We start from the raw sequence: 12,570 nt of genomic DNA, 5'->3' as shown, positions 1-12,570 counted from the left end.
CCTTTCTGTAAATGTATCTACAGAATGATACAATAAAATGGGAAAACAATCAAGAAACGGCGGTGCCGTGGCGCGGATTGCAGGAAACATTGGAAAATACTTGCACCCGGCATGGGGAAATGGTAAGATGTGGCTTGATAAGCGAGAACGGATGATAGAGAGGATACGGGAATGACCAGAGAGGAATTTGCAACACTTGTGGGAAGCAGACCGGTGATATTGGACGGCGCGACAGGAACGAATCTGCAGAAAGCAGGAATGCCGGTCGGGGTCTGCCCGGAGCAGTGGATTCTGGAGAACCCGGGGGTTCTGATAGAATTGCAGGAGCGCTATGTGGAGGCGGGCACCGATATTTTGTTCGCGCCCACCTTTACGGCAAGCCGGATCAAGCTGGAGGAGTACGGACTGGAGGATTCCCTGGTGCAGATGAACCGTGAGCTGGTGGCGCTCTCAAAGCGCGCGGCAGGCGGCAGGGCATATGTGGCGGGCGATCTGACGATGACGGGACGGCAGCTTTATCCGCTCGGCGATCTGATGTTTGAGGATCTGGTAGAAGTCTACAAGGAGCAGGCGAAGGTGATCTGCGAGGCGGGAGCGGATCTTTTTGTCGTGGAGACCATGATGAGTCTTCAGGAATGCCGTGCTGCGGTCATTGCTATCCGCGAAGTGTGTGATCTCCCGATTATGGTGTCGCTGACCTACAATGAGGATGGGCGGACGCTCTACGGAACCGATCCGGCGACTGCGGTGATTGTGCTGCAGAGCCTCGGAGCGGATGCTGTGGGACTGAATTGCTCCACCGGACCGGAGGCGATGATTGATCCGGTACAGCAGATGGCGGAGTATGCGACGATTCCGCTTCTGGCAAAGCCGAATGCCGGTATGCCGGAGCTCTGTGACGGCGTGACCGTATACCGTACCACGCCGGAGGAGTTTGCGTCAGTCGGCGCGAAGCTTGTGGAGGCGGGCGCGGCGATCATCGGCGGATGCTGCGGCACGACACCGGAGCATATCTGCGCATTAAAGCAGGCGGTGGGTTCCATGCCGGTGCATATGCCTCTCACAAAGAAAAGACGTATGCTCGCCTCGGAGCGGATGCATGTGGAGATCCGGCTTGACGGTAAGTTCATGGTGATCGGAGAGCGGATCAATCCGACAGGAAAGAAAAAGCTGCAGGCGGAGTTAAAAGAGGGAAGTCTTAGTATGGTGCGGACCATGGCGACGGAGCAGGAGGAGAACGGCGCACAGATTCTGGACATCAATATGGGAATGAACGGAATTGACGAAAAGCAGATGATGTTAGACGCCATCTATGAAGTGACTTCCACGGTAGATCTGCCGCTCTGCATCGATTCCAGCCATGTGGATATCATCGAGGCGGCGCTGCGCATCTATCCGGGACGTGCGCTTGTCAATTCCATTTCTCTGGAAAAAGAAAAGATCGAGTATCTGCTGCCGATCGCGAAGAAGTACGGTGCCATGTTTATTTTGCTGCCGCTCTCGGACGAGGGGCTGCCGAAGGATTCTGCAGAAAAGCACGGGATCATCCGCGAGATCTTAAGACGCGCGGAAGCGATCGGCATGGGAAAAGAGGACATTGTGGTGGACGGACTGGTGGCGACGATCGGTGCCAATCCGAAGGCGGCGCTGGAGTGTTTTGAGACATTTTCTTTCTGCAAAAATGAGATGGAACTGCCGACGGTCTGCGGACTGTCCAACATTTCGTTCGGACTTCCGGAGCGCTCCTATGTCAACACGGCATTTCTCACAATGGCGATCGGAAATGGCCTTACGATGGCGATTGCAAATCCTTCCCAGGAACTTCTGATGAATGCGGCATTTGCATCGGACATGCTTCTGAACAAGGAGGAGAGCGGCATCCGCTATATCGGGCGCATGAATTATCTGTCCGAGAAGCATGAGGGCATGGAACATGTGTGGGTACCTGTCGGGACGGCGAAGGGCGCTGCCGTGAAAGGTACTGCCGCGGGACAGGCGGGAAACGCAGGCGGCGCAAAGGATTCCGGGAACGCGAATGAGGCGCGCAGTGCGGTTTTTACGGCGGTCTTAAAGGGCAATAAGAATCATATTTTAGACGAGGTCAAACATGCGTTAGACACCGGGGAGAAGCCGGATGACATCATCAACGGACATCTGATCCCGGCGATCAACGAGGTCGGCGAGCTGTTCGACAAGCAGAAGTATTTTCTGCCGCAGCTGATTTCTTCTGCGAATACGATGAAGGTGGCGATCGAATATTTAGAGCCGATGTTAGCACGCTCGGACAAGGAGCCGAAGGCAACGCTCGTCGTGGCGACCGTGGAGGGTGATATCCATGACATCGGGAAGAATCTTGTGGTGCTGATGCTGAAAAATTACGGGTATCATGTGATTGATCTGGGAAAAGATGTCCCGGCAGATCTGATTGTAGATACCGCGATGAAGGAAAATGCCAGGGTGATAGGGCTCTCCGCGCTGATGACGACGACGATGATGCGCATGAAGGACGTGGTGGAGCTTGTCAAAGAGCGCGGATGTACGGCGAAGGTTGTCATCGGAGGTGCGGCGATCACGGAAAGCTTTGCGGAGGAGATCGGAGCAGACGGCTATTCCAAGGATGCGGCGGAATGTGTGAAGCTGGTGGATCGTCTGTTGGAGGAAGAGTAGAAGGCGAAAAGCGGTCTTTTCCGCCTTCAAACTGCCCCGGGAAAATAGATGCAAAAAAATAGAAAAAAAGTGTTGACTTTTTGCAATACGGATAGTATACTAATCAAGTCGGTTGCGGTAGCGACCGATGAATATGGGATCTTAGCTCAGCTGGGAGAGCATCTGCCTTACAAGCAGAGGGTCATAGGTTCGAGCCCTATAGGTCCCATAGATATCAATATAATATGGCGGAATAGCTCAGTTGGCTAGAGCACACGGTTCATACCCGTGGTGTCGAGAGTTCAAATCTCCCTTCCGCTACTAGAGAGTCCTCGGGAATACAAGCAGTTGTGTGTCCGGGGATTTTTGTTCTTTCATAGGAAAAGGCTTGAAAGTGAGGGTATCATGAGAGTAGGAATGGGTTACGACGTGCATAAACTGGTTGAGGGCAGAGATCTGATCATCGGCGGTGTCAAGATCCCGCATACGCTTGGTCTGCTCGGACATTCGGATGCGGATGTGCTGCTTCATGCGATTATGGATGCGCTTTTGGGCGCGGCGGGATTAGGCGACATTGGAAAGCATTTTCCGGACACTGATCCGCAGTATAAGGGAATTTCCAGTATGAAGCTGCTCTCCCATGTGGCGGAGCTGATCCGGGAGAGGGGTTACGTGGTGGAGAACATTGATGCGACGATCATTGCGCAGAAGCCGAAGATGCGCCCGCATATCCCGCAGATGGAGGAAAACATCGCGGGAGCGCTCGGCATCAGTACGGATCAGGTCAATGTCAAGGCGACCACGGAGGAGGGACTTGGCTTCACCGGAACGGAGGAAGGGATTTCCTCACAGGCGATCTGCGCGCTTTCCAGTTTTTATGAGGGAAGTTTTACTGTGGCGGACTCTGCGGCAGGCTGCGCGGGCTGCGGCGGCTGCGGACGAAGCGTACAATGAGCTAAGAAGAATTCAGGCGGCTGCAGACGAAACATGCAGTGAAAAAAGATTGACAAAAACACAGGAAGTGCATAAACTATAGTAGGCAGGAGAGGTATCTTCTGCCGATAAAAAGATGAATTGGAAAAGCGAAGATCGGAAAGAGTAAGGATTCGGACATTCGTCAGAGAGAGACTGTCACCGGCTGAAAGCAGTCTTGGAAGAGAGAGTCCCCAAGTGCCTCCGTGAGCTGATCCGGCGAGAGTCATCTGCACCGCAGGATGTAGGGATGCCGTAGCCGGGTACGTCTGGCATACGTTACATGCGTCAAGTGAAATCATATGATTTTAGTAGAGTGGAACCGCGGATCATTTCGTCTCTAGGAGACGGATGATCCTTTTTTTTGTAATAGGAAACTTTGTTCTGGTTTGTATGTGGAAAGGAATGGGAAGAGATGGGTATCCTAAGGTATATGAAGGAAGAGTTTCAGGTAATCAAGGAACGCGATCCGGCGATCAAAAGTCCGATGGAAGTTTTGCTTTATCCGACATTTCATGTTATGCTAAGCTACAGAAGGGCGCATAAGCTTTATCTCAAAGGGCATTATTTCTGGGCGCGGTTTATTTCGCAGCGCGCAGCCAGGAAAACAGGCATTGAGATCCATCCGGGAGCGACGATCGGCAAGGGATTTTTTATCGATCACGGAAGCGGCGTCATCATCGGCGAGACGTCGATCATCGGAGATAACGTGACGCTGTATCAGGGCGTGACACTTGGCGGTACCGGCAAGGAGACCGGAAAGCGTCATCCGACGATCGGGAACAATGTCATGATCAGTGCCGGGGCGAAGATTATCGGTTCTTTTACGGTCGGGGATAATTCCAAGATCGGCGCCGGAAGCGTCGTCATCGAGGAAGTGCCGCCGAACTGCACCGTGGTCGGAGTGCCGGGACGCGTTGTAAAGCGCGACAATATCAGGACACCGCAGGATGACATGGATCAGGTGCATCTTCCGGACCCTGTGAAGGAGGATATCACCGTGCTGCAGCATGAGAATGCCGAACTGGTGAACCGTGTGCTGGATCTGGAAAAAGAAGTGCGTATTTTAAGCACGGGAGCCGGAGCGTCACAGGAATAATAAGAATAAAAAGAAACGGAGAATACCAAAGTGGAGAATAAGTTCAAATTTTACAATACACTGACAAGAAATATCGATACGGTGATTCCGCATGAGGATGGAAAGATTGCCATGTATACCTGTGGACCGACGGTATATCATTACGCGCATATCGGCAATCTGCGCAGCTACATCATGGAGGACGTGCTGGAAAAAGCACTGCGTTATGTGGGCTACGATGTAAAGCGTGTCATGAATATCACGGACGTGGGACACCTTTCCTCCGATGCGGATACCGGTGAGGATAAGATGTTAAAAGGTGCGAAGCGCGAGCACAAGACGGTGATGGAGATTGCGAAGTTTTACACGGACGCGTTTTTCGATGACTGCAAAAAGTTAAATATCAAGCGTCCGGACGTTGTGGAGCCGGCAACCAACTGCATCCCGGAGTTTATTCACATGATCGAGGTGCTGCTGGAGAAGGGCTACGCTTATGTGGCAGGCGGAAATGTCTATTTTGACACTTCCAGGCTGGACGACTATTATGTTTTTTCTTCCCAGAGCGAGAAAGAACTGTTAGTCGGTGTGCGCGACGATGTGGAGGAGGACGTCAATAAGCGGAACAAAAATGATTTCGTTCTGTGGTTTACAAAGTCCAAATTCGAGGATCAGGCGCTCAAATGGGATAGTCCGTGGGGCGTGGGATACCCGGGATGGCATATCGAGTGCTCCTGCATCAGCATCAAGCATCTGGGTGAATATATGGATATCCACTGCGGCGGCGTGGACAATATTTTTCCGCATCACACCAACGAGATCGCACAGTCCGAGAGCTATCTGGGACACAAGTGGTGCGGTTACTGGTTTCATGTGAACCACCTGAACGACAAGTCGGGCAAGATGAGCAAGTCGAAGGGGGATTTCCTTACGGTGTCGCTTCTGCAGGAAAAAGGATACGATCCGATCGTGTACCGTATGTTCTGCCTGCAGTCCCACTACAGAAAGCCGCTTGAGTTTTCCTACGAGGTGCTGGACAACATGAGCGTTGCCTACAAGAAGCTTGTGAAGAGAATCGCGGATCTGAAGGCGGACGGCACAGTGGATGAGGGTAAATTTGCAGAGTACAAGGAAAAATTCTGTGATGCCATTTCCAATGACCTGAACACTTCCATGGCGATTACAATCGTCTATGACCTGCTCAAGGATGATACCTTAAACGATGCAACCAAGCGTGCGCTGGCGGAGGATTTTGACGGCGTGCTCTCCTTGAACCTGACGACGGCGAAGGTGGAGAATCCGGCGGAAGACACAGAGGTGGATGCAGAGCTTGAGGCATATATTTTAGAGAAGATTGAGGAGCGCAAAGCTGCCAAGAAAGAGAAGGATTTTGCAAAGGCGGACGCGATCCGGGATGATCTTCTGGCAAAAGGAATTGTGTTAAAGGACACACGCGAGGGTGTGATCTGGCATAAAGCGTGAGTCGGAGAGGAAGCTGGTATGGGAAGAGGAATCGATTCTTATATTAAGGAACAGTTCGGGATTGCGGAAGTCGATATCCGCACCTACTCACCGCTGACACTGGCTTATATCGGTGACGGGATCTATGATCTCGTCATCCGTTCTGTTGTCGTGGGAAAAGGGAATACCAGAGCGGGAGAACTGCACAAACGGACCAGCCAGATTGTCAAGGCGCACACGCAGGCCGAGATGATGGAGGTGCTTCTGCCGCTTCTGACAGAGGAGGAAGCGGACATTTACCGGCGCGGCAGAAATGCCAAGTCGCCGACGATGGCAAAGAATGCGACGATGTCCGACTACCGCAAGGCCACCGGGTTTGAGACGCTGATGGGATGGCTGTACTTGCAGGATGAGTTTGAGCGTCTGGTGGAACTGGTGAAGACCGGTGTGGACGGGCTGCATTTGAAGTTATAGAACGTCTGCCGCGGGAAGAGGAATCAGAGGGCGAAAGCATAGAGCGTCTGCCGGTGGCAGAGGATGCTGCAGGCAGCAGAAAGCGCCTGCCGGAAGCAGAAAGAAAAGGAGAATACATGGGATACGAGGAATTAAAAATAGAGGGACGCAATGCGGTGCTTGAGGCGTTTCGTTCCGGCAAGACAATCGACAAGCTTTTTGTGCTGGACGGATGTCAGGACGGACCGGTGCGCACGATCGTAAGAGAAGCAAAAAAGCACGATACCATTATCCATTTTGTGGAAAAAGAGCGTCTGGATCAGCTCTCGGAGACGAAGAAGCACCAGGGCGTGATCGCGGTGGCGGCAGCATATGAATATGCGGAAGTGGATGACATTCTGGAGATCGCAAGAGAAAAGGGAGAGCCGCCGTTCCTTTTTCTGCTGGATAATATTGAGGACCCGCACAATCTCGGGGCGATCATCCGTACCGCGAATCTCTGCGGAGCACACGGGGTCATTATTCCAAAGCGCAGGGCGGTGGGACTGACCGCGACTGTGGCAAAGACGTCCGCCGGCGCGCTGAACTATACGCCGGTTGCCAAGGTGACGAATCTCACGGCGACGATCAAGGAGTTAAAGGAGCAGGGCATCTGGTTTGTCTGCGCGGATATGGGCGGCACGCAGATGTATGACCTGGATCTGAAGGGACCGATCGGTCTTGTAATCGGAAGCGAGGGTGAGGGTGTCAGCAAGCTGGTGCGCGAAAACTGTGATTATGTGGCTTCCATTCCGATGAAGGGTGACATTGATTCTCTGAATGCTTCCGTAGCAGCCGGTGTGCTTGCCTATGAGATCGTCAGACAGCGGATGATGTAAGATGACAGAGCAGGCATAGGCGGACAGATTTTTATGCTGCGGAAAATACAGCCGTGCGCGGAACGTTTGGGCGGCATAGCAGGGCAGAGAGGGAAGACGGAGGAAGACGTGGACGAATATCAGAAGCTGGCGGATGAAGAACTCATCCAGAAACTGCGCGAAGGCGACGAGCGGATCATGGATTATATCCTGGAAAAGTACAAGCCGTTGGTGCTTCGCAAGGCAAATGCGATGTTTTTGATTGGCGGAGATACGGATGACCTGATTCAGGAGGGGATGATCGGACTGTTTAAGGCAATCCGGGATTACCGGTCCGACAGGGAGACATCCTTTTTCCATTTTGCGGAATTGTGCATCAACAGACAGCTCTACAGTGCGGTGGAGGCATCCAACCGGAAAAAACATGTACCTCTGAATACTTACGTGTCCTTTTATTCCCAGACCACGGAGGAAGGGAAATCTCTGGCGGAGACGCTTCTCACCGACCAGATGGACGATCCGGAACAGCTGGTGATTGAGCAGGAGAATTTTACCGCTTTCTGGGAGCAGCTGCGGGAACAGTTAAGCGCGCTCGAGCGCCAGGTTTTAGACGCATATCTGGAAGGAAAAAATTACCGCCAGATAGCGGAGGAACTCGGAAAAAGTCCCAAGACAATCGACAATGCGCTCTCGCGTATCAAGGGAAAGATCCGGCAGAGATAGAGGGAAGGCAAAAAATGGCATTTTGCAAAAAAGAGCGGGAAATGAACAACCGGTTGTGCAAAATTTTGCGGAAATAAAAATACTAGTCCTAAGGTACTGTACAAAATGTATAGAAATGGAACAGAAGTTTTGTGAAGTTTGTGCACACTTCTTTGCGCAGTCATGGTACTATAATAACCGTAAAAACCCCCCAATACATTATATATAGTTTTTGCTATACCCCATAGTAAAAATACCTTCTCCTAAAAGGGCAGCCAGTGATGGCTGTTCTTTTTTTGTTATGGAAAAGAGCAGTTCTGAGGAAAGGGAGATTGACAGAAGCATAGAATTGAGATAAGGTGTTAGAGGAAAAAGAATATATCGCAGAGGGACTGTGCGCATGCGTAAACGGTTGAGAAGGTTAAAACCTGACTCTTGGAACCTGTCAGTTAATACTGTCGTAGGGAGCGAATGATGGATCAGATAGTTTGTGGAATCCGGCGTCACTGCGACGCCGGATTTTTTCGTACACCCTCTGCAGAAATGGAGCAGAAAAATATGGAACAGTATGCAACACAGATGGAAGCAGCACGCAAGGGAATTGTGACAGAGGAGTTAAAGAAGGTTGCGGCGAAGGAGCGCATGACCACAGAGGAGCTGATGCCGCTCGTTGCGGAGGGAAAGGTGGTCATCTGCGCGAACAGGCATCACAAATGCATTGACCCGGAGGGTGTCGGCTCGATGCTGCGGACGAAGATCAATGTAAATCTCGGAATCTCCAGAGACTGTAAGGATTATGACGTGGAGATGGAAAAAGTGATGGCGGCAGTTGACATGGGAGCGCATGCGATCATGGATCTCTCCTCGCACGGGAACACCATTCCGTTTCGGAGAAAACTGACGGCGGAATGTCCGGCTATGATCGGAACCGTGCCGGTATATGATTCTGTAATTCACTATCAGAGGGATCTTGCGACACTGACCGCAAAGGATTTTATTGATGTGGTACGCCTGCATGCCGAGGATGGCGTGGATTTTGTGACGCTGCACTGCGGAATCACGCGCAAGACGATCGAGCAGATCAGGAAGCACAAGAGAAAAATGAATATTGTATCCAGAGGCGGTTCGCTGGTGTTTGCGTGGATGTGTATGACCGGAGAGGAGAATCCGTTTTACGAGTATTACGATGAGATTCTTGAGATCTGCCGGGAGCATGATGTGACGATCTCTCTGGGCGATGCCTGCAGACCGGGCTGTCTGGCGGATGCGTCCGATGTGTGTCAGATTGAGGAACTGGTGCGGCTGGGCGAGCTTACAAAGCGCGCCTGGGCAAGAGATGTGCAGGTCATGGTAGAGGGACCGGGGCACATGCCGATGGATCAGATTGCAGCGAATATGAAGATTCAGCAGACGATCTGCATGGGAGCACCGTTTTATGTACTGGGACCGCTTGTAACGGACATTGCCCCGGGGTACGACCATATCACTTCCGCGATCGGAGGAGCGATCGCCGCGCAGAATGGAGCTGCATTTTTGTGCTATGTGACACCGGCGGAGCATCTGGCGCTTCCGAATGTGGAGGATGTCAAGCAGGGTATCATTGCATCGAAAATTGCGGCGCATGCGGCAGACATTGCCAAGGGCGTGCGGGGTGCAAGAGAGATTGACGACAAGATGGCAGACGCACGCCGTGTGCTGGACTGGGATGCACAGTGGGAATGTGCGATTGATCCCGAGACCGCAAAACAAATCCGCGAGGACCGCAAACCGGAGCACGAGGACACCTGTTCCATGTGCGGAAAATTCTGTGCGGTGCGCAGCATGAACAAGGCGCTTGCGGGTGAGTACATCGATATTTTATAAAACAGAACACGGGAAAGTGAAGAAGCGTCAGCGGAAAAACAACATTGCAGTATAAAAGCGGAATGTGGTATAATAAAAAAGGATTCTGTCAGCAGGAGAATGAATGGGAAAAATTTATTTGGTTGACAGTGAGAATGTAGGAGATATATGGGTGCCGCTTCTGGTATCCTCGCAGGAAGATGACGAGGTTCTTGTATTTTATACGACAAAGAGCCCGCATATGAATTACGAAAATGTGAGGATGCTCAAGGAGACGGAAAAGGAAGCAGACTTTATTAAGTGTTTTGAGGGAAGCAATGCGCTGGATTTCCAGCTGGTATCGGAACTTGGCTATCGCCTGAGCCAGAACGCGGACAGGGAGTATGTTATTGTATCAAATGATACGGGATTTGACGCTGCGGTGCGCTACTGGTCAACACGGAAAATGCCTGTGAGCCGTTTAAGCGGAAAGGAATGCCACAGAATGCTGACAGAGAAAAAGCAGCGCGTGGCAAAGGAATCCGGGGCAGCAGTAGAGCCGGAACAGGAACAGACCAGAGCGGCTGGCCCGGAAGTGGAAGCAGAGCAGGTTCGGGAGACTGAACAGGAAGCGGAAGCAGAGCAGGTTCGGGAGACTGGACAGGAAGCGGAAGCAGAGCAGGTTCGGGAGACTGGACAGGAAGCGGAAGCAGAGCGTGGCAGAGAGCAGTCAAAGAAGCCACGGTCATCCAAGAAGTCAGAACCGTCGAAAGCCGGCGGTAAGGCAGGAGAATCCGGGAAGCCGGAAGCGTCCGGGAAGGCTGGAAATGCAGAGACATCCGGGAAGGCAGAAGTGATCGGGAAAGCTGAGGATGCAGAGAAATCCGGGAAGGCTGAACCGACAGAAAAAGCTGGGTTGGCAGGAGAATCCGGGAAGCCGGAAGTGATCGGGAAGGCTGAGGATGCAGAGACATCCGGGAAGGCTGAAGTGACCGGAAAGGCTGAGGATGCGGAGACATCCGGGAAGCCGGAAGTGACCGGGAAGGCTGAGGATGCAGAGACATCCGAGAAGTCGGAATCGGCAGAAAAAGCTGGGTTGGCAGAGAAATCCGGGAAGGCTGAGCCGGCAGAGAAGACTGGCAGGGCAAAACGGTCAAGAAAGTCAGCGAAAGCAGTCAAAGCAGAAAAGTCTGAGCGTATGTCAGAACCGGATCGTTCGGAAAAGTCACAGAAGAGTGACAAAGCAAAGACGCAGAACGCAGGGAATGAGAAGCCGGATCTGACGGAGGAACAATCCGGACAGATGACAGAAATGATGGATTTGAAAGAAGAAATGTCAGAGAATCCACAGAGTGTGTCAAATGCCACGGACCAGAGTGAAGCGCCAGTGAAGTTTGGACTGGATCTGAATGCAGAGAGAGCAATTTTAAAGACATTGTGTGCCTGCATCAGCAAGGAAAATCTGGTGGATTTTCACAATGCGCTGGTTGCGCTTCTCGGCGAGGAAGAAGGCAAGCGGCTGTATCAGGAACTGAAGACGAATGCAGAGTATGCGTCTTACTGGTCAGAACTTCCGGCTTATGGCTTAAAAGAAAAGTTTGACATGTACTGCAAAATGGTTTTTGACCACAGTGAATATGCAAAGGAACCGCCGGAAGATTTTTCGGGATTCCTCTATCAGGCAAACGGAAAGCGAAAGAATCTCAATTCTCTCCGCGCAGCATTGCAGGGGCACTATGGCAAAGACAAGGGAATGAAATATTATTCCCTGTTCAAGTCACACATTAAGATGATGAATCGCATGTAGTAAAGGAGAAGTTGACAGAATCTGGGTATTCAACAGGAATACGCAAAACGCCTCACCGGATGGTGAGGCGTTTTGTACGTTTATCATTTTATAAAAAGAAGGAGAAGCAGGTAAGATGTGGGGGACTTACCGGCCATATTATGAAAAAGAAATTGTGTCAATGGGGATTTCCTCTTGACAATGATTAAGATACCGGATAAATGTGAAAAAGGTATGAAGCAGTGTTGAAAAATGTGTGAAGAATCGTCAAACAAATTGGAATCCGGGGCTGATAGAAGGGAAAGGCGAAGTTCCAGAGCAGAAAAAGTGCGTGCCAGACCCGGAAAGAATGGAAAAAGGTTGACATAATGCCAGAAGGGAAGAGCAACCCGGGTCTGAGACGAGAAAAAGTGCGAACCAGACCCGCATAGAAGCAAAAATTGGGTCCCAGAATAGAAAAAGTATCGCTGAGACCCGCAGGACGAGAAAAGTTTTTCTACTTCCCCCTTGGACACGAGATAGCATTAACGCCTCAACCGTATATTCCCCCTCATCCAGACTTCCATCACAATACATTTGTCATAATACCGTAACACTGTAACACCATAGCACAAAAAAGCGCAAACCCTTTCATTCAAGGATTTGCGCTTCTTCTCAATGAAGCTGCTGACGGGAATCGGACCCGTGACCTCCGCACTACCAATGCGACGCTCTACCGACTGAGCCACAGCAGCATCTGTGTGAGTTGCCTCAGCACTTGTACTACTATACACTACGAAGTGGCAGTTGTCAAGATA

General features: G+C 51.4%; 10 protein-coding genes, 3 tRNA genes, 1 riboswitch and 1 other annotated feature. Of the genes, 12 read left to right on the top strand and 1 reads right to left on the bottom strand.

Features of this window, described 5'->3' with window-relative positions:
* Window positions 1–37 precede the first annotated feature (37 nt).
* The 12 genes from RHOM_RS17590 to RHOM_RS16555 all read left to right on the top strand — a co-directional run bounded on the left by RHOM_RS17590 (window position 38) and on the right by RHOM_RS16555 (window position 11,794).
* Window positions 38–175: a hypothetical protein gene (locus RHOM_RS17590; RefSeq protein ID WP_014080365.1), complete on the top strand. Its 138-nt coding sequence runs from the start codon at window positions 38–40 to the stop codon at window positions 173–175.
* Entirely contained in the window at window positions 172–2,667 is a 2,496-nt protein-coding gene (locus RHOM_RS10925; protein ID WP_014080364.1) for a homocysteine S-methyltransferase family protein, read from the top strand. The genes RHOM_RS17590 and RHOM_RS10925 overlap by 4 nt, the downstream gene beginning before the upstream one ends.
* A 135-nt stretch (window positions 2,668–2,802) precedes the next feature.
* Window positions 2,803–2,875, top strand: a tRNA-Val gene (locus tag RHOM_RS10920).
* 18 nt (window positions 2,876–2,893) lie between these two features.
* Window positions 2,894–2,967 (top strand) — tRNA-Met (locus RHOM_RS10915).
* 84 nt (window positions 2,968–3,051) lie between these two features.
* Window positions 3,052–3,600 (top strand): 2-C-methyl-D-erythritol 2,4-cyclodiphosphate synthase, encoded by a 549-nt coding sequence (gene ispF / locus RHOM_RS10910; protein WP_044024678.1) that lies wholly within the window; start codon window positions 3,052–3,054, stop codon window positions 3,598–3,600.
* A gap of 122 nt (window positions 3,601–3,722) precedes the next feature.
* Window positions 3,723–3,963 (top strand) — a binding site (T-box leader).
* Window positions 3,964–4,033: 70 nt separating this feature from the next.
* Window positions 4,034–4,717, top strand: coding sequence for a serine O-acetyltransferase EpsC (epsC, locus tag RHOM_RS10905; protein ID WP_044024987.1), 684 nt, complete (start codon window positions 4,034–4,036; stop codon window positions 4,715–4,717).
* 30 nt (window positions 4,718–4,747) lie between these two features.
* Window positions 4,748–6,175, top strand: coding sequence for a cysteine--tRNA ligase (gene cysS / locus RHOM_RS10900; protein ID WP_014080361.1), 1,428 nt, complete (start codon window positions 4,748–4,750; stop codon window positions 6,173–6,175).
* Between the two features lie 18 nt (window positions 6,176–6,193).
* The gene (locus RHOM_RS10895) at window positions 6,194–6,628 is read left to right on the top strand and encodes a Mini-ribonuclease 3 (RefSeq protein WP_014080360.1); all 435 of its coding nucleotides are present in this window, start codon (window positions 6,194–6,196) and stop codon (window positions 6,626–6,628) included.
* Between the two features lie 116 nt (window positions 6,629–6,744).
* Window positions 6,745–7,485 (top strand): 23S rRNA (guanosine(2251)-2'-O)-methyltransferase RlmB, encoded by a 741-nt coding sequence (gene rlmB, locus RHOM_RS10890; protein ID WP_044024986.1) that lies wholly within the window; start codon window positions 6,745–6,747, stop codon window positions 7,483–7,485.
* A gap of 33 nt (window positions 7,486–7,518) precedes the next feature.
* The gene (sigH, locus tag RHOM_RS10885) at window positions 7,519–8,187 is read left to right on the top strand and encodes an RNA polymerase sporulation sigma factor SigH (protein WP_014080358.1); all 669 of its coding nucleotides are present in this window, start codon (window positions 7,519–7,521) and stop codon (window positions 8,185–8,187) included.
* A 354-nt stretch (window positions 8,188–8,541) separates the two neighbouring features.
* Window positions 8,542–8,650, top strand: a riboswitch (TPP riboswitch).
* 74 nt (window positions 8,651–8,724) lie between these two features.
* The gene (thiC, locus tag RHOM_RS10880; RefSeq protein WP_044024984.1) at window positions 8,725–10,029 is read left to right on the top strand and encodes a phosphomethylpyrimidine synthase ThiC; all 1,305 of its coding nucleotides are present in this window, start codon (window positions 8,725–8,727) and stop codon (window positions 10,027–10,029) included.
* A gap of 103 nt (window positions 10,030–10,132) precedes the next feature.
* The gene (locus RHOM_RS16555) at window positions 10,133–11,794 is read left to right on the top strand and encodes a PIN domain-containing protein (protein WP_014080356.1); all 1,662 of its coding nucleotides are present in this window, start codon (window positions 10,133–10,135) and stop codon (window positions 11,792–11,794) included.
* Window positions 11,795–12,434: 640 nt separating this feature from the next.
* Here the strand turns inward: RHOM_RS16555 and RHOM_RS10870 are convergent.
* Window positions 12,435–12,507, bottom strand: a tRNA-Thr gene (locus RHOM_RS10870).
* Window positions 12,508–12,570 lie beyond the last annotated feature (63 nt).

Source organism: Roseburia hominis A2-183, from assembly GCF_000225345.1.
GTDB lineage: Bacteria > Bacillota > Clostridia > Lachnospirales > Lachnospiraceae > Roseburia > Roseburia hominis.
Note: the sequence above shows the minus strand (reverse complement) of the source record. Positions and strands in the feature narration are given on the sequence as shown.

What these genes read in the sequence shown, in the direction of transcription:
- RHOM_RS17590 (WP_014080365.1), top strand. Translation starts at nt 38, where the DNA reads ATGGGAAAACAATCAAGAAACGGCGGTGCCGTGGCGCGGATTGCAGGA.
- RHOM_RS10925 (WP_014080364.1), top strand. Translation starts at nt 172, where the DNA reads ATGACCAGAGAGGAATTTGCAACACTTGTGGGAAGCAGACCGGTGATA.
- ispF (WP_044024678.1), top strand. Translation starts at nt 3,052, where the DNA reads ATGAGAGTAGGAATGGGTTACGACGTGCATAAACTGGTTGAGGGCAGA.
- epsC (WP_044024987.1), top strand. Translation starts at nt 4,034, where the DNA reads ATGGGTATCCTAAGGTATATGAAGGAAGAGTTTCAGGTAATCAAGGAA.
- RHOM_RS10895 (WP_014080360.1), top strand. Translation starts at nt 6,194, where the DNA reads ATGGGAAGAGGAATCGATTCTTATATTAAGGAACAGTTCGGGATTGCG.
- rlmB (WP_044024986.1), top strand. Translation starts at nt 6,745, where the DNA reads ATGGGATACGAGGAATTAAAAATAGAGGGACGCAATGCGGTGCTTGAG.
- sigH (WP_014080358.1), top strand. Translation starts at nt 7,519, where the DNA reads ATGCTGCGGAAAATACAGCCGTGCGCGGAACGTTTGGGCGGCATAGCA.
- thiC (WP_044024984.1), top strand. Translation starts at nt 8,725, where the DNA reads ATGGAACAGTATGCAACACAGATGGAAGCAGCACGCAAGGGAATTGTG.
- RHOM_RS16555 (WP_014080356.1), top strand. Translation starts at nt 10,133, where the DNA reads ATGGGAAAAATTTATTTGGTTGACAGTGAGAATGTAGGAGATATATGG.